Source organism: Polynucleobacter bastaniensis (assembly GCF_018882205.1).
Taxonomy (GTDB): Bacteria; Pseudomonadota; Gammaproteobacteria; order Burkholderiales; family Burkholderiaceae; genus Polynucleobacter; species Polynucleobacter bastaniensis.
Genome location: NZ_JACVOU010000003.1, coordinates 345,072 through 360,086, shown reverse-complemented (window position 1 = coordinate 360,086; position 15,015 = coordinate 345,072). Strand labels below are relative to the sequence as shown.

At 43.6% G+C, this 15,015-nt stretch carries 17 protein-coding genes and 1 other RNA gene; 14 read left to right on the top strand and 4 right to left on the bottom strand.

The window, feature by feature from the left end; translation table 11 throughout:
• The first annotated feature begins 145 nt into the window (after positions 1–145).
• The 5 genes from ICN22_RS07785 to ICN22_RS07765 all read left to right on the top strand — a co-directional run bounded on the left by ICN22_RS07785 (position 146) and on the right by ICN22_RS07765 (position 4,352).
• Positions 146–532 carry a hypothetical protein gene (locus ICN22_RS07785; protein ID WP_216169807.1) on the top strand — a complete coding sequence of 129 codons (387 nt, stop codon included), beginning with the start codon at positions 146–148 and terminating at the stop codon, positions 530–532.
• Positions 533–551: 19 nt separating this feature from the next.
• A complete protein-coding gene (locus tag ICN22_RS07780; RefSeq protein ID WP_216169805.1) occupies positions 552–2,222 on the top strand; it encodes a nuclease-related domain-containing DEAD/DEAH box helicase in 1,671 nt (556 codons plus the stop codon).
• Positions 2,223–2,348: 126 nt separating this feature from the next.
• Positions 2,349–2,999: a DISARM system phospholipase D-like protein DrmC gene (gene drmC / locus ICN22_RS07775; RefSeq protein WP_255533899.1), complete on the top strand. Its 651-nt coding sequence runs from the start codon at positions 2,349–2,351 to the stop codon at positions 2,997–2,999.
• 50 nt (positions 3,000–3,049) lie between these two features.
• Positions 3,050–3,397 carry a hypothetical protein gene (locus ICN22_RS07770; RefSeq protein WP_216169803.1) on the top strand — a complete coding sequence of 116 codons (348 nt, stop codon included), beginning with the start codon at positions 3,050–3,052 and terminating at the stop codon, positions 3,395–3,397.
• A gap of 22 nt (positions 3,398–3,419) precedes the next feature.
• Positions 3,420–4,352: a GIY-YIG nuclease family protein gene (locus ICN22_RS07765; protein ID WP_216169801.1), complete on the top strand. Its 933-nt coding sequence runs from the start codon at positions 3,420–3,422 to the stop codon at positions 4,350–4,352.
• Positions 4,353–4,375: 23 nt separating this feature from the next.
• Here the strand turns inward: ICN22_RS07765 and ICN22_RS07760 are convergent, their stop codons facing one another.
• Positions 4,376–5,122 (bottom strand): recombinase RecT, encoded by a 747-nt coding sequence (locus ICN22_RS07760; RefSeq protein ID WP_216169799.1) that lies wholly within the window; start codon positions 5,120–5,122, stop codon positions 4,376–4,378.
• A gap of 20 nt (positions 5,123–5,142) precedes the next feature.
• Positions 5,143–6,075 (bottom strand): YqaJ viral recombinase family nuclease, encoded by a 933-nt coding sequence (locus tag ICN22_RS07755; RefSeq protein WP_216169797.1) that lies wholly within the window; start codon positions 6,073–6,075, stop codon positions 5,143–5,145.
• Between the two features lie 77 nt (positions 6,076–6,152).
• Here ICN22_RS07755 and ICN22_RS07750 point away from each other — a divergent pair, with 77 nt between their 5' ends.
• From ICN22_RS07750 to ICN22_RS07725, 6 genes are all read left to right on the top strand, one after another.
• A complete protein-coding gene (locus ICN22_RS07750; protein ID WP_216169795.1) occupies positions 6,153–6,395 on the top strand; it encodes a helix-turn-helix domain-containing protein in 243 nt (80 codons plus the stop codon).
• A gap of 126 nt (positions 6,396–6,521) precedes the next feature.
• A complete protein-coding gene (locus ICN22_RS07745) occupies positions 6,522–7,880 on the top strand; it encodes a vWA domain-containing protein (RefSeq protein WP_216169793.1) in 1,359 nt (452 codons plus the stop codon).
• 521 nt (positions 7,881–8,401) lie between these two features.
• Entirely contained in the window at positions 8,402–9,370 is a 969-nt protein-coding gene (locus ICN22_RS07740) for a hypothetical protein (protein WP_216169791.1), read from the top strand.
• Between the two features lie 224 nt (positions 9,371–9,594).
• Positions 9,595–9,993 carry a hypothetical protein gene (locus ICN22_RS07735; protein ID WP_216169790.1) on the top strand — a complete coding sequence of 133 codons (399 nt, stop codon included), beginning with the start codon at positions 9,595–9,597 and terminating at the stop codon, positions 9,991–9,993.
• 158 nt (positions 9,994–10,151) lie between these two features.
• On the top strand, positions 10,152–10,661 hold the full coding sequence (locus ICN22_RS07730; protein WP_216169788.1) for a hypothetical protein: 510 nt from the start codon (positions 10,152–10,154) through the stop codon (positions 10,659–10,661).
• Between the two features lie 44 nt (positions 10,662–10,705).
• A complete protein-coding gene (locus ICN22_RS07725) occupies positions 10,706–11,623 on the top strand; it encodes a GNAT family N-acetyltransferase (RefSeq protein WP_216169787.1) in 918 nt (305 codons plus the stop codon).
• Positions 11,624–11,650: 27 nt separating this feature from the next.
• Here the strand turns inward: ICN22_RS07725 and ICN22_RS07720 are convergent, their stop codons facing one another.
• Both ICN22_RS07720 and ffs read right to left on the bottom strand, forming a co-directional pair.
• A complete protein-coding gene (locus ICN22_RS07720) occupies positions 11,651–12,070 on the bottom strand; it encodes an SET domain-containing protein-lysine N-methyltransferase (RefSeq protein ID WP_216169785.1) in 420 nt (139 codons plus the stop codon).
• 114 nt (positions 12,071–12,184) lie between these two features.
• An RNA gene (gene ffs / locus ICN22_RS07715) (signal recognition particle sRNA small type) lies at positions 12,185–12,282 on the bottom strand.
• A 33-nt stretch (positions 12,283–12,315) separates the two neighbouring features.
• On the opposite strand from ffs, the gene dnaX reads away from it, so the two are divergent.
• Genes dnaX through recR form a run of 3 tightly spaced genes read left to right on the top strand, consistent with a single transcriptional unit; the run spans position 12,316 to position 15,007 of the window.
• The gene (gene dnaX / locus ICN22_RS07710; protein WP_216169783.1) at positions 12,316–14,016 is read left to right on the top strand and encodes a DNA polymerase III subunit gamma/tau; all 1,701 of its coding nucleotides are present in this window, start codon (positions 12,316–12,318) and stop codon (positions 14,014–14,016) included.
• Between the two features lie 27 nt (positions 14,017–14,043).
• Positions 14,044–14,367 (top strand): YbaB/EbfC family nucleoid-associated protein, encoded by a 324-nt coding sequence (locus ICN22_RS07705; RefSeq protein ID WP_216169782.1) that lies wholly within the window; start codon positions 14,044–14,046, stop codon positions 14,365–14,367.
• A 25-nt stretch (positions 14,368–14,392) separates the two neighbouring features.
• Positions 14,393–15,007 (top strand): recombination mediator RecR, encoded by a 615-nt coding sequence (gene recR / locus ICN22_RS07700; protein WP_216169780.1) that lies wholly within the window; start codon positions 14,393–14,395, stop codon positions 15,005–15,007.
• The last annotated feature ends 8 nt before the right edge of the window (positions 15,008–15,015 follow it).

Below are 15,015 nucleotides of genomic sequence, written 5' to 3'. Positions count from 1 at the left end.
GACGCAATAAGGTGACGATTTGCTCGGGTTTAAGACGCTGACCTTTTGCCATATTTAGCACTCCTTTAAGGTGAAGATTATCAAAAATCCTCTCTTCTAGGGTGGTACTAAAAATCAGGTCAGTTCAAAGACCGATGTCACCTACTTGAATGAGCAGATCAATGCTGAGAGCACTCAGTCCATCCAATCAAAGGAATATGGATTAAGAGAGCTTGCTGAAAATTTCCCCAATACTCCGTTTGTATTACAAGTTCAATCTGAAGACAAAATTAAGCGATTGAATGTTAAGCCAATTTCGACAGCTGAGCTCATTAAGGGTCAGAATATTGTTCTCTCAGTCTTTGGTATGGAGCAACGGGGAAAACAGGTATCTACTGCTATTGGAAAGTTTAAGCTCACCGAACAATTAGATGCAGCCACTGATCAAATGCAATACCTCATTACAGTAACCGGTGATGGCGGGATTGCACAGATTAAGATGTTAAAGAAAGAGTGGGATAGCTTGACTAAGGTTGGCCTCATTGAAGAATGAGCTTAATTAGGTAATCGATATGGCACGCTTATTTCCTAAAATTGATCCCTCAGAGATCCAAAATCCTGGTGAAAGAAAAGTTGCTGAGGCCCTTGTTTCTCAGCTACCTAGCCGTGTAGAAATTTTCCATGGCTTTCATTGGATGGGCGATGGTCGTAAAGGTACAGTTATTGAGGGCGAGTGTGATTTTGTTGTTTTAGATCCGGAGTATGGATTGCTATTTGTTGAGGTTAAAGGTGGCTCACTATCTTTTGATCCTGAAAAAATGGAGTGGCGTAGAGAAGCATCTCGGGGTGAATCTCGCTTACTAAGCAAAGATCCTTTTGAGCAGGTGAGAAAAAGCATGCATGAGTTAGTAGATCGTGTGATTTCTGAATTGCCTGGTGCAAAAGGGACATTGCCCTTTACCTATGCATATGCCGTTGCATTCCCAGATTGTCGATACACTGGCGCCTTGCCACCTAGTATTGTGCCCAGTCAATTATTTGATGCTAATAAATGCGCCAATATTAAAGAGAGTATTGAGAAGGCATTTGCTTTATTTCACCGTCCTGATCATAAAGAGCTCTCACCCCAGCAGGTACAAGCTATACATGAGGCTTTGTTTCCAAAGTATGCAATTGTCCCCGTGATTTGGCGAAAGGTTGAAGATCAAGAGGCGCGTCTTAATCGCTTAACAAGCGAACAGCAAAATCTTTTAAATTTTTTGGGTGATCATAAGTTAGCATCCATCAAGGGAGTTGCTGGATCAGGAAAGACAATCTTAGCTTTAGCCAAAGCCCAGGAAATGGCGCGCGCAGGATTGCGTACATTATTTTTATGCTACAACCGCCCTTTAAAAGATTGGGCCATTGAAGTATTGCCAGATGATGTAACAGGCAATCTAGTCATTGATACCTACCATGGCCTAGTATCAGATTTTTGTAATGCTGCCAAAATTCGGTTCCAACCTCCTGAAGGTGATAGCGCTAGTAGTTTTTGGCGAGATATTGCGCCAGAAAAATTGATTGAGGCCTGCTCATTAGTTGATCAAAATCAAAAGTTTGATGCTGTGATTATTGATGAAGGTCAGGACTTTTATGATCTATGGTGGACAAGCCTTGATGATATTTTTAAAGATCCTGCTAGCAAGGCCTGCTATTACGTCTTTTTCGATCCAAATCAAAATATCTATGTACATAGCCCATCCATTCCAGCCGAACTTGGAGCACCATTTCAGCTGCCTATTAATTGTAGGAATACCGTCAAAATTGCGCACCACTGTGCTGAGCTAGTAAACCAGACGAATAAGGTGCGAGATGGAGCTCCGCTTGGGGATGAGCCAGAATTTTTAGAAGTGAATAATATGAGTGAAGCAGTTTTATTAGCTGGTAAAAAAGTACGTGAATGGTGTATGTCAGGTACTGGCGGCTTAAAAACATCACAAGTCGCAATTTTGGCATCCAAAACTACAGACAAAGATTGGTCGTCTGCTTTAAAAACAGTTACCTCAACTAGTGACCTTGGAAAATGGAGGGCTGGACAAGGTGTATTGATATCCCCTTGGCGGCGATTTAAGGGTCTTGAGGCTGATGCCATTGTGATTATTGAGGATTTCCAACAGTCTGAGAATCAGACTGAAAAAGCAAATCAATACGTGGCTCGCTCAAGGGCTAAGCACTTGCTTTCTATTATTCAAATTACTTCATAGCAATAGTTAGCTAATTATGGATCGTCTTTTAAAAGCTATTGCGGTATGTGCTGATCAGTTACCGCCTGGAAGGGTAGAGTCATTAGCAAAAAAATAGCTGCTTTTGAGCCGGGCCAATCTTCGCTATTGCTATCTGAGATCGTCGGTGGCGGAGTTGTGTCGCCATACGTCAATGAGCTCATTAGTGCATGGCAAGGTACAAATATCAGGGCTAGTGAACTGGCTTTAATGTTGCTGTCAGCTCGTCAAGTGGTGATTCAAAAAGATGCTAATCAATCAATCGAGTTAGTTTGGACGGGGCCTGTTACCTCGGTAGTTTCAGCTAGAAAAACAGAGCAAGTATTGCTTCAGGTAATCAACCAAGCAAAGTCAGAACTTATCATTACAAGTTTTGTCGCATATAAAGTTGATTCAATAATTCATGCTTTAAATAGTGCATGTGAAAGAAGGGTGCATTTATTTTTACTCCTTGAGTCATCAATTGATGATGGAGGAAGTATAGAAATTGATGTTATTGCCAAAATGAAAAAAGCGATTCCAAGGGCCCATGTTTATGGTTGGAAAGATAAGGCTGCTGAATTTGAGGGTGGAAGGGTGCATGCAAAAGTTGCCGTTGCGGATAAAAGCACATGCTTTATTACCAGCGCTAATCTAACGGGTTATGCCATGGAAAAAAATATGGAGCTTGGATTGCTGATTAATGGTGGCGCAATTCCGGGGTTAATTTCAGACCACCTAAAAGCTTTAGTGGATACGAAAGTTTTGAATGAAATTTAAGCTTTTGAAAAATAAGGCTCTCAATATGAGCTTCAGGGTCATTATATTTAATGATTACGAACTATTTGGGGTTAAAAATGTTAGGGACAATTGAGGACCCAAAGACGGATGAAATTGGCCATATTCTCAAGCAGCTGGGTGCAATTCGAACTAATACCTCTGAAAAAAGGGCATTACTTAATCGTTTGAAAATAGTACTTAAAGCGTCTGGATATCAAGAGTTCATTGGTAAGGCTAACAGATACGGATTTGGTCCTATTGGAGCATCATATTTATATCAGGTGCCTGATAAAAAAAGGGGGCACTTACAATCATTTCGCTGCAAACTTGTGAGGTTGGTATGTGTTGGATCTGGACGGTTTGATCGCAATATTATGGTTGGGGAATATAAAGGTTAGTTTCTAATGCGGGAGTAATAACTTGTTTAATTTTAAATCTCTGCTACTTGCCACTAAATCAAGTCTTGATATTGAAAATTTAGTAAAGAATAATCAGGTCTGTCTTGTTCGTCATACGATGAAACATCGGACTGATGGAGACTGGTCAAATTTTGATAGGATCTTAAAATTTGATAATGATATGTTGCTTGTATTTACTGCAAAACAATCCAAAGATGTTTTTTCCAAATACAAGCTAATAATTACCTTTGTGGCTACAGAAAGTTATGGGTCTTTATTGAGGGGTGCATTTTTCAACGAGGGTTTAAATTCCAAGCCAATACCTAAGGAGCAATTCATAAAAAAGCATGAATCTAAGTATAAGGAATGGCAGACCTATACTTCAAGAAATAATATACCGGAGACTGCAAATATTTTTTATGATCTTAAGGCTTGTGATATTTTTCAGGAATTTAATAATAGGCTAATTATTAATTGGGGATCGGCAGCTCAAAGTTGGGTGCAGAAAAAATTAGATAAAGAAATATTAGAAATATTGCCGAAAGGTTATGTTATTGACTTTCCTGGATGGGATAGGGTCTTAATTAGTCATCAGGAACTAATTGAAATAACACGTAATCCTACAGGTAACAGAGGTTGGTATAAGTTTTTATCAGAACATGATGGCGTATATGTGATTCTTGATACAAAGACTAATCACAAATATATTGGTTCTGCATATTCTTCCAGAGCGGATGGAGGTGGAATATGGGGGCGCTGGGCCTCATATGCGAACACTGGTCATAATGGAAATAAAGCTCTAAGGGAGCTTGATGACTTAGATCCAACGAATCGCGATAACTTTATGTATTCCATACATTACGTTGTGCCAAGAAGTCCAATCTCCAGAAATGATGTTCTTTTTTACGAGCAATTACTTAAAAGGAAAATTGGCGGAGAATTAAATCGAAACTAATGGCATAGATATTTAAGAATATATCAATTTTGCAGGTGTTCAAGCAGCATTTTCTTTCGACTTGAACTCACTCTTACCGTAATTTTGCTCTCAGATTTAATTTTTTGTGAATTATTAAAGGTCTTCTTTAACTCTGGTACAGAAACCCCAAATGCTAATCTTGCACACTGCACAATCACCCGATACCTTAGCATCCTTCTTGGCATATCCTTCCAAATACTATGCTCCGTCTGTATTTCACTCAAGTACTCTTTCACTTCAATTGGGACTACTCGATCATTCCGATAGATCGCACATCCCATCCAGATAGGTATCCCATTAACAAGTTCAGTCGACTCAGTAAAACTAATACCGCTAAAAGCAGGGTGGCCATTAATTAGCCTTGACCAGCCATCAATCGTAATAAACGCTTGCCAGTGACCATCCTCATATCGATGAATTGATAGTTCATCGGCAAACGGATCTAACGCATGCTTAGCAATCAATCTCAATGCATTGAGCTGAGCTGCCTCTGGTGTATATGGTGTTTGATTAAGCCAGGTAGTTAGCTCACCAGTTGTACACCCTATTTTCTTTATTGCCGATGCTAATAACTTGTCATAAGTACTCACCTCAGCTTTAATTCTTACACTTTTAGTTTGTTTGGCTTTTCCATTGGGGGCTGCTGAATTGACCCCCTCGCTCTTTAGATTAATCTTAAAACTACTCACTTCATCATCCAATAAATCTTCTTTGATATTGAGTAGGCTCACTTCGTTATTTATATCCATGTTTTCTCCTTATATTCTTTCTAATCATCCAAGCTTTTAATTACTAGGCGCCTGCTGTTTTGGGCCGGCATCTTAAAGCGCTCAAACACTTCTTTTTCCTCAAGCTCAAGACGCTTACTATCCAAGCGAAAGCTCGGTTTTGGGGCTTTCCAGGTCGCAATCACGTTGCCTTGGTAGCGAAGCACTTCGGCTTCTTTCATCTCATTCATGATGTGCTGCTTGAGCTGTGTAATCTTTTCATCCACATCATCGCCTTGCTTACTCAATGATTGCAGCTGCCGAATGAGCTCAACTGTTTTTGGATTAGCCTCTATAGTTTTTGAAGGATCACTCTTTTTAAAGAGTGCTTGATAGTCGCCTTCTGTTTGCGCTGGAGGTGGGGTGTTTTTGAGAACATATCCATTCCAAAAGTGCAGTGCCTTTTTAATGACAAGCGCTTCTAACTCGAGATCACGCTCTATTTCATAAATCCGAAAGTCGCTATTGCCAAAGAGCACTGCTAAGTCGCATTGCTCAATACCCGTAATGGCCATGTACCAAATGCATTGACACAAATAACTCATAGGCACTTGATCAGTACCTGGCTCTCCCCATTCACCTCTAGCAAATGGATTGGCTGTCTTGCATTCCAAGAGGCGGGTTGCAGGATTGCTTAGTCCATTACCTAAGACAAATCGATCTACATGCGCACTCATCATAGGGTAAGTAGGGTGGATATAGATAGACTCATCATGAAGAAGCTCAAAGCCGGAAGCTCGGGCGTATTCGGATGCTACAAACTCTTCTGCAAAGGATCCAAAGCGCAGGGGCAGGGAGTCGAGTTGCCGAACTTCTTTACCAGTCTTTTCCATCCAGACTTCCAGTGGGGTGCGGAACTTAGAGAGGCCTAAGATGGCGCCAATATCAGAACCACCTATGTATTTCGCGCGATCCTGTGTAAAATCTTGATTCATAAGCATTTTTTATCTCCAATTAAGTATTAAATATTACGTTAATGAAATATTTAATATCATTATAGGGTAATTTTAGATTGATTACAAGTGGTCAAATCAAAGCAGCCCGCGCTTTGCTGGGATTAACAGTGGCTGAATTGGCAAAGACTGCTGGTATAGGCTTTACCACCATGGTTCGACTTGAATCTTCCGAAGGAGTACCCGCGGGAAATGTCAAAACTCTGACATCAGTAAAGAATGCCGTTGAAAAAGCCGGTATCGAATTCATCGGCACCCCAGACGATGGCGCTGGTGTGCGCTGGAAGTCTAAAAAAGCCTAAAAATAGTTTTTCGTAGTATCACTAAGCTCAATCTATGAGCTTAGCCCCCCGTACTCTCATCCTTACGTTGCATAACCGCCTGCTTTTGCCACTTTCGCAAATAAAGGCAAACCTAGGAGAAGAGTCATGGTCAATGGCAAAGCGTTAGAAGTAGTCCTCAATACCCGCAAAGCGGTCGTAGCAAGTAATTCAGGCGAGAGCTTAGATGTTCTATTGCGCTTGCGCGCGCATGAACAAGAGGTGGGGCGTACGAGAACACCTCTAGCTGTTTCCCTTGTGATTGACCGCTCGGGCTCTATGAATGATGGCAAGTTGGAAGAAGCTAAGCGCTGCGCTATCGATTTACTAAATCGCTTGCAAGATGATGATCAGGTTTCAGTAGTGATCTATGACGATACTGTTGAAGTGTTGCTAGAGACTATGAAAGCGCGCATCGCCAAAACCTTATTACCCATTCGCCTAGATGATGTTCATCCAGGCGGTATGACTGATTTGCATGGCGGCTGGCTCTCTGGAGCGCAATCTCTAGCTCCGATAGTCTCGCGCGATAGCCATGTGATGAGTCGTGTGATATTGCTATCGGATGGCCAGGCCAATGAAGGCATTACCTCGGTAGAAGCGATTTGCAAGCATGTGCGCGATTTAGCAAGTGCTGGTGTCACCACATCAACGGTTGGTATTGGTCTTGGATTTAATGAAGAGCTCATGACTGCCATTGCCACTGCAGGGCAAGGTAACAGTTGGTATGGTCAACGGGCTCAAGACCTAGCTGAATCCTTTGATGCAGAGATGGGCTTTTTAACCAATTTAGTTTGGCAAGACGTTCGAGTACATTTACAAACCCCGCTCTTGGCGCATATGGGTCAAATCAAAGTGCGCAATGACTATGTAAAAAATGCTGGAGGTCAATATTGCTTGCCATCGATTGCTGCCGGCTCTGAAGTGTGGATGGCCATTTCCTTATCGATGTCTGAAGTCATACACTTGCAGGACAATGGCTCCGTTCTACGTTGCACAATCTTAGCTAAAGACAAAACTGGCACTCAGCACGAATTTACTGTCGCCCTGCCACAACTGCCAGTGGTAGAACTTCCTGATTACCGCTTAGCTCAAGTCGATGAATTGGTTGCGCGCCGTTTTAATGAGGTTGAGGCTGCCGATATTCAGCGTGAGGCTAGAGGCCACGTACAGCGTCGCAATTGGGATGGGGTAGAGCGCTTAATTAGCCAGTTAGAAGAGCGCTCACAACATAACCCGTGGCTGATGGAAACCGTGCAGTACCTTCGTAAGTTACTCGCGCGCCGCGATCACGAGACCATGGAAAAAGAGCTAATGTATTCATCAGATAAGCTTAAAAACCGGGCAGCAAGTTTAGATGATTCCATCATGTTCTGCATGTCAGAGGAGGCTATAAAGCCAGCGTTCTTAAGAAAAAAGGTATCTCAAGGGCGCAATACGGATTCACAAGGTGATGTGCAAAAGTAGATTTTAATAAGTCATCAGGTATGTTGCAGTGCAATTCACCTGATGACTTTTTTTGCGCTCATGTCAGAAAAAATAGTTCACTTTTTTCTGACAAATAAATAATTTTTCTGCTAAAGTATATTTAAGTTAACAGTAACTCCAAAAAATTATCGTTAATTACATGAGCGGATCAAAAACCCTTATGGCCTGTGAAGTAGATGCAGCCCAAACCCTGCAGTCGTCAAACCCGACAAATCAACCCACAGTTTTGCAAAACACAATTTAGTCGTAATTCCTAAACGGACCAAAGACCGTTTAGTTGGTGATGACGGACCAAATACCGTCGCATTGCTAATTTCAAAAAGCCAGATAGGTCACCAAACCAATAGCACGTTTTACCGACGTCCAAACTCCGTCGCGCTTGTGGTCAAAACCCACAAACAACTTGTTTTTTTAGCGCGTTTGTGCGCCTTTCCTTTTGGGTAATCCTGTGGGTTGGCGCTCGTTCGCAACACATTGAATTGAATGAATAAGGAATAGCCATGCCCACAGATATTAAAGATGTTGTTACAGAAGTAAATAAAGAAGAAGTGGTAGAGGTAGGTGGTTTAGTACAGGCCTGTGAGCCTACTCGAGCTCATGGCCAAACAGGCCCAAAGACGGAGCGAGGCAAGTGGCGCTCAAAATGGAACTCTCTAAAGCATGGGCGTTACGCTAAGAGCACTTTATTGCCGTTTGAAGATGAAGCAGCTTTTAAGAGTCATCTGCGCGAGATACGCGCAGCCTTACTTCCGAATGATTACGTTGAGCAGCAAATCGTGGATGAATATAGTCATGCACTCTGGCGCTTGCAACGCCAGGAAAATCGCACGGCCTATGAGCGCGAGAAAATTCTTGATAAGTTAACGCCGCCAATGATGGCTAATATGCTGGGTTTATCACCCGAGTACTGCGCCGCTGCTCCTGACTACTTGCTCAATCTCAAAACGAAGATTGCCCGTTCACAAGAAAGCCTAGCTAACGCTGCCTATGAACAATATGAGCGTTTGATGGAAGGGGCTCAAGGTATCACCAACTTCAATTTGGTGTGGCGTAACTTTCCGGATTTATTTAATGCCTTAGGTATGCATATCAATCGGTTAGGTTCATTAAGACCACTCTTTACCCCCAATCAAAAGGATCTCGATCTGGCCTGGCAACAGCGTCCAGAAAAAGTCCGGGAGTATTTGGAGGTCGTAAGTAAGGAGCTCTTTTACTTAGCAAACTTTAATGAGTACAAGCCGCAGATTCGTTTGTATATGGAGTCTTGGTACTTTGCTCAGCATCATGAGTTAAAGAGATTAGAGCGCGATGATGCAGGGCTCATGGCTGAGCGCAAACACGCTAATGCCATGCTCGATAAATTGATGCAATTGCGCAAGACGCAATATACCTTGTGGGCAGCTGCGCCAAAAGAGTTGCCGATGCATGGTTTTAGACCACCCAAGGAGATTGATTTTCGAAAAGATTAAAAAGCATTTTTTTGCGAAACGAAATGGTTTTTATTCCATAAAAACAAGTACTTAACATTTTTGCTCTTTAACAATCTAGATCATTTTTAGCTCCACCAGCGCCCAATAAGGATCAATTGGCGGCGCTGGTGGTGGATTTTTTGCCCGATACACATTGCGATGAATGACGCGTTAATATCTATTGAAGAATATCGCAGTATTCATCAAGGACTGAGGAGACTTTCATGGATGATTTCATGGACGATTTGGTATATAAAAAACGTGGCAAAGGCTCTGCTGTAGCTTCTGCTGATCCCTCACCGAGCCCATCAGGCGCAAATTCTCCATTACCCACGCTAGCTCAGCTCCAGGAAAAACAGCGTAGTGAACTCATTGAGATGGCCCAAGTGCGCTTTGGCATTAAGGGCGGTGCTGTGCAAATCAATCTAGCGCCATTGCAGATTCATTTAGGCATGACTCAAAAAGAAATCTTTAAGGCTTTATTAGATGCCCCAGAAGCTGAGCACGCTGACCAAGTACTCTATGCACTAGCTAAAGGGGAGATTGATGCCGATATGGCCAATCAAATCTTAGCTAGCTTGGCACTTTTAGATAAGTTTAAGAAAATCAAAATAGAGTCTTAAGAGCTTGAACTGAGATGCACTCATCAGATGCACTATTGTGTGCTGTGCACACGAAGAAAAAAAGAGAGAGCAAACAGGCCAATCAACCCGATAATAAATTTGACATATTTAGAATATTTGATAAGAATACGCAGATAGAAATTTTATCTGCATAACTTATGCCCTTTGAGCACTGTTCGGAATGTAAACGCTGTTGCAACGTTGATCCGGGTTATGCACCTCTTGAAATTACCCTCACTGCTAAAGAAACCAAAACCTATCGCTCCATTTGTATTGAGAGGCATTGTCAATATTTAGGTAAACAGGGTTGCACTTTAGGCAAAGCAAAGCCGTTTAGCTGCAAGATGTATCCTCTAGTCTATAAGCCTGCTACCCAAGAATTTTTATACGATACCGAGTGCCCGGTGATGCCAAAATACATCGGCCAGCTCAAGATAGCGGGCTCGCAGGCCAATGAACACCTCGCTTTCATCCAAAAAGAGATTGCTGTACTCTCGCAAAAAGATGAAGACTTTTTAGTGCGCAATTTTGGAATTGATGAGCAATATTTTGAGACTAAAAAGTTGCCCCTTGCCAATATTCCCAATATTCCCAATATTCCCAATATTTCTACTAAGCGCGCTACGCACTCCAAAAGAGCTGCTGACAAAAATGCTGTGCGCTCATAACCCTGCCTTATTCAATATTGACTTCTTACTTCGGAAATCTTGCTATGCACGCTTTAGTCCAGACTCCAATTGAGCCGCTCACTGAGCTGTCAGAGTTAGCACCAATAGCGCATCTTGACAATACAGTCCATGAAGTGGCATACCAAAGTTGGACTAAAGATAATTTATGGGTCTTAAGCGAGCATGAAGAGACCCAGTACTACACCACGCGCTGGGATGCACTGTGTCCTTACATTGAAGTAACGCCAGCCATGATTGAGATGGCCCCTAAACCCTTTGTGGTTTACGCTGTGCCCCCCAAGAGCCAATTTGGCGTGCCGATTAAAGACCGCTATGGCTTAGTGCATGCTACTTCACCCCAGTTTTGGGCAGACGAGTACCGCATTCGTAAATTTAAAGAATTGGATAAGCAATTTCGCCACTTTACGGTGATTCAAAAAGTGGTCGATGGCAAAGAGATTACTGCGCAGTACCTCTATGAGATTGGCGGTACCCATTTTGAGAGCTACTGGATTGCGCAAGCAGAAGTAGAGGGTTTTGTCGATTATGTACGCAATTTACCCGTACTTATCATTCAGGTGTTCGCTGCTAATGGGGATGTGGTCTTATCGGACGTATCGATTATTTTGCGCAAAGAAAATCAACTCTATGGCAGCTTTTGCCAATGGAATCGCGACTACAAAAATCGCTCGCCAGGAATCTATGCCTGTCTATTGGCGACGCGCTGGGCGCAGCAAAACAATTTGCAGTTTTACAATTTAGGGCCAGTAGATGAGTATGGCTACAAGGGATTATTTGTAACGGACTATGAGCCTATCTTTGCCTTAGTAGTCTCTGATCCCAATCACCCGATTGTGGTCGATCCCACCTCACCGATTAATGTGGATTTTGAAAAAGAGCAGATTAATCAACTCTACCGTGACCCCCAAAAGGCATCTCAAACCGGGACTGCCTTGTTTTAATCGCCAATTTCTTTAATCGGGCACTATTTAGAAGGTGTGCTTCTCGCCAAAGGCCTTGTCGTAGTCCATGAGTAACTCTTCCCCTTTTTTAATCGCTCGCAGGCTCTTAAATTGACCTGATTTCTTCAGTTCAATATTGGGCTTTTTAGAGTGATTCAGATAAATCCCTAAAGTCATGGCGTTCATACCAATTTTAGGAATGAGGGTCTTCTTGTCATCGTAATAACAAAAGAGGTGGATTTGTTTTTTAACTTCAGGCGGAATGTTTGCGAGCTCTTTTTTAGTGAAGGAAATTTCAGCATTACCCAGCCAACTCACTAGTGGGTTGATGCCTTTGGGAATACTACGGAGCGCAAAGACGCCGACCCCATGGGTTTTTGAGCTACCGATGTGACAAAAGACTTCTTGCCTAAGGTGCTTGAGAATTCTCTTTTTATCAATTTTCATAAGTTTGCAAGTAAAGCGGTTCCAAAACTCTCAAAAAATCAGTGTAATGGAAGGTTGCAAATTACGGGATCCCAAAAGCGTAAGGCTCAAAGTGGCTTGGGTAAAAAAAGGGGGGTGGACGAGCCCGACCCCCGGCACTGACAGAATTGGGTTTGGCTGCTTCGTTCCCGACCTGACCAGGTTATCCAAACCGCCATGCGGGGAGGCCCGTCCATTTCCTATTTTAGCTTGTTAGAATGGAGTACATGACAGCATTGGCTTTAGCCCGTTCGTGGCGTCCTAAAACTTTCCCTGAATTACTTGGTCAAGACCATGTAGTAAAGGCTCTCAGTCACGCTCTAGATCAAGGTCGTCTTCATCACGCGTGGCTGTTTACCGGTACCAGAGGGGTTGGTAAGACGACCATCTCACGAATTATGGCCAAAGCCCTCAATTGCATTGGTGAGGATGGTCAAGGCAAGATGACATCAACACCTTGTGGCAAGTGCCCAGCCTGTGTTGGTATCGATCAAGGTCGATTTGTTGATTATGTAGAGATGGATGCTGCGAGTAATCGCGGAATTGACGATATTCGTGATTTGCTAGAAAAGGCTGCTTATGCGCCAGCCAATGCACGCTTTAAGGTCTACATGATTGACGAGGTGCATATGCTCAGTAAAGAAGCATTTAATGCACTCCTAAAAACATTAGAGGAACCTCCTGAGCACATCAAATTTATCTTGGCGACGACTGATCCCCAAAAGATCCCGGTCACCATTTTGTCGCGTTGCTTGCAGTTTAATCTCAAGCAAATGCCAGTACCGCTCATCGTGGAGCATCTAGAAAAAGTACTTGCTGCAGAAAAAGTGGAATGTGAGACCAATGCACTGCGTGTTTTAGCAAAAGCAGCACAAGGCTCCATGCGTGATGCTTTATCACTGACGGATCAAGCCATTGCTTATGCTGCTGGCAAAGTTTCTGAAGAAGCCGTGCGCGGCATGCTCGGCACGCTCGATGACGCTTACCTCATTAAAATTTTAGATGCACTGATTGCCAAAGATGGCGCAACACTATTGGCGATTTCCAATGAAATGGGTGAGCGCAGCATGTCTTTCTCATTAGCGCTGGCTGACCTCTCTAGCCTCATTCAGAAAATCGCAGCCGCGCAAATTGTTCCCGAATCTGTTTTAGAAGACTGGCCAGAAGCGGCAGAGATTCATCGCTTAGCTAATGCACTGACAAAAGAAGAAGCGCAACTCTTTTACCAAATTAGCATTACTAGCCGTCCCGATTTATCACTAGCGCCAGATGAGCAAACGGGCTTTGCAATGACGCTCCTACGGATGCTAGCCTTTCGTCCCGGCAATGAAACTCCCAGCAGAGCAGGGGGCAACAGCAGTAACAGCAGCAACAGCAGCAACAGCAGTAACTCCGCACCGCCGGTAGCTTCGGTAATATCAGCACCTCGATCACCCAGACCAGCAAACCAAACAGCTGCCCCAGTCAGGTCTGTAGCTCCAGCTCCTGCTCCGGTTGTAGCGCCAGCTAAGCCTACTGCATCAGCGCCAACTGCGTCCAGCGCCGAGCGTCCAGACTGGCATACCTTGATGCGCCAGTTGCCAATTAAAGGCCTTGTGCAACAGTTAGCATTTCAGACAGAGTTACAAGATTGGGAAGATTCACCAGCAGGTGTGCGCGCTACGGTAGTGACTCCCATGCCGCAATTAGCTTCTGAAGCTTCTATTAGTCGTCTTGCAGATACACTGACTGCACACTTTGGTAAGCCTGTGAAAGTCGTCATCGAAAAAGGTGAAGTGGAAGGCAAGACTGTCGCTAAAGTCGATGCCCAGATTCATCAAGAGAAAAGACTCAATGCAGAGCAATTGATTGCGCAAGATCCATTTATTCAGCAATTACAAAAAGAGTTTGGAGCCAAAGTAGTGGGTGGCTCTGTGAAGCCAATCTAAAGATCAGAAAACAAAAGGAATAAAGCGATGATGAAAGGTGGCCTTGCGGGTTTGATGAAACAAGCCCAGCAGATGCAAGAGAAGATGAAAGTAGCGCAAGAGCAATTGGCTGCGCTAGAAGTCACTGGCCAAGCTGCTGGTGGTTTAGTAAAAATCACTATCTCTGGCAAACACGAAATGAAGCGTGTGCAGATTGATCCAGGTGCAATGGATGATCGCGAGATGTTAGAGGACTTACTGGTTACTGCGTATACAGAAGCATTCAAACAGGTAGAGGCTGCTAGCTCACAAGTGATGTCTGGTGCTACTGCGGGTATGCCGATGCCTCCTGGCTTTAAGTTGCCGTTTTAATCATGAACCAAAAGCTTTTCATTTAATGGCACGTCAAGAAGTTCCACAAGATGCCCTTGGTCGTTTGATCGAGGCACTACGCGTATTGCCTGGAGTAGGACCCAAGTCGGCGCAGCGCATGGCTTTCTATCTGCTGCAGCATGATCGCAATGGTGCTGCTGTACTTGCCCAGTCATTAGGTGAGGCAGTAGAGACTGTAGGCCACTGCGCTCGTTGCAATACTTTCTCAGAAACTCAAATCTGTGTCACTTGTATGGATGATCGTCGTGATCCATCCCTGCTGTGCATTGTGGAAACACCGGCCGACCAAGTGATGGTCGAGCAGACTATGAGTTTTAAGGGAAATTACTTTGTCTTAATGGGGCGCATCTCACCACTCGATGGCATGGGCCCTAATGAAATTCATTTTGATCGACTACTAGGTCGCATTGAAGCGCCTGATACTGGAGTACCGGTCAGAGAAGTCGTTCTAGCAACGAATTTCACTAGTGAAGGTGAGGCTACTGCCCACTACATTGGTGAAGTACTCAAATCCAAAGGGATTAAAGTCACCAGAATCGCCAGAGGTATCCCAGTGGGTGGTGAGCTTGAGTATGTCGATGCAGGCACCTTAGCCAGAGCGCTGATGGATCGTCGCTAATCTCTTCA

Coding starts and splice junctions, on each gene's coding strand:
- ICN22_RS07780 (WP_216169805.1), top strand. CDS start 552: ATGGCACGCTTATTTCCTAAAATTGATCCCTCAGAGATCCAAAATCCT.
- ICN22_RS07770 (WP_216169803.1), top strand. CDS start 3,050: ATGATTACGAACTATTTGGGGTTAAAAATGTTAGGGACAATTGAGGAC.
- ICN22_RS07760 (WP_216169799.1), bottom strand. CDS start 5,122: ATGGATATAAATAACGAAGTGAGCCTACTCAATATCAAAGAAGATTTA.
- ICN22_RS07755 (WP_216169797.1), bottom strand. CDS start 6,075: ATGAATCAAGATTTTACACAGGATCGCGCGAAATACATAGGTGGTTCT.
- ICN22_RS07745 (WP_216169793.1), top strand. CDS start 6,522: ATGGTCAATGGCAAAGCGTTAGAAGTAGTCCTCAATACCCGCAAAGCG.
- ICN22_RS07740 (WP_216169791.1), top strand. CDS start 8,402: ATGCCCACAGATATTAAAGATGTTGTTACAGAAGTAAATAAAGAAGAA.
- ICN22_RS07735 (WP_216169790.1), top strand. CDS start 9,595: ATGGATGATTTCATGGACGATTTGGTATATAAAAAACGTGGCAAAGGC.
- ICN22_RS07730 (WP_216169788.1), top strand. CDS start 10,152: ATGCCCTTTGAGCACTGTTCGGAATGTAAACGCTGTTGCAACGTTGAT.
- ICN22_RS07725 (WP_216169787.1), top strand. CDS start 10,706: ATGCACGCTTTAGTCCAGACTCCAATTGAGCCGCTCACTGAGCTGTCA.
- ICN22_RS07720 (WP_216169785.1), bottom strand. CDS start 12,070: ATGAAAATTGATAAAAAGAGAATTCTCAAGCACCTTAGGCAAGAAGTC.
- dnaX (WP_216169783.1), top strand. CDS start 12,316: ATGACAGCATTGGCTTTAGCCCGTTCGTGGCGTCCTAAAACTTTCCCT.
- ICN22_RS07705 (WP_216169782.1), top strand. CDS start 14,044: ATGATGAAAGGTGGCCTTGCGGGTTTGATGAAACAAGCCCAGCAGATG.
- recR (WP_216169780.1), top strand. CDS start 14,393: ATGGCACGTCAAGAAGTTCCACAAGATGCCCTTGGTCGTTTGATCGAG.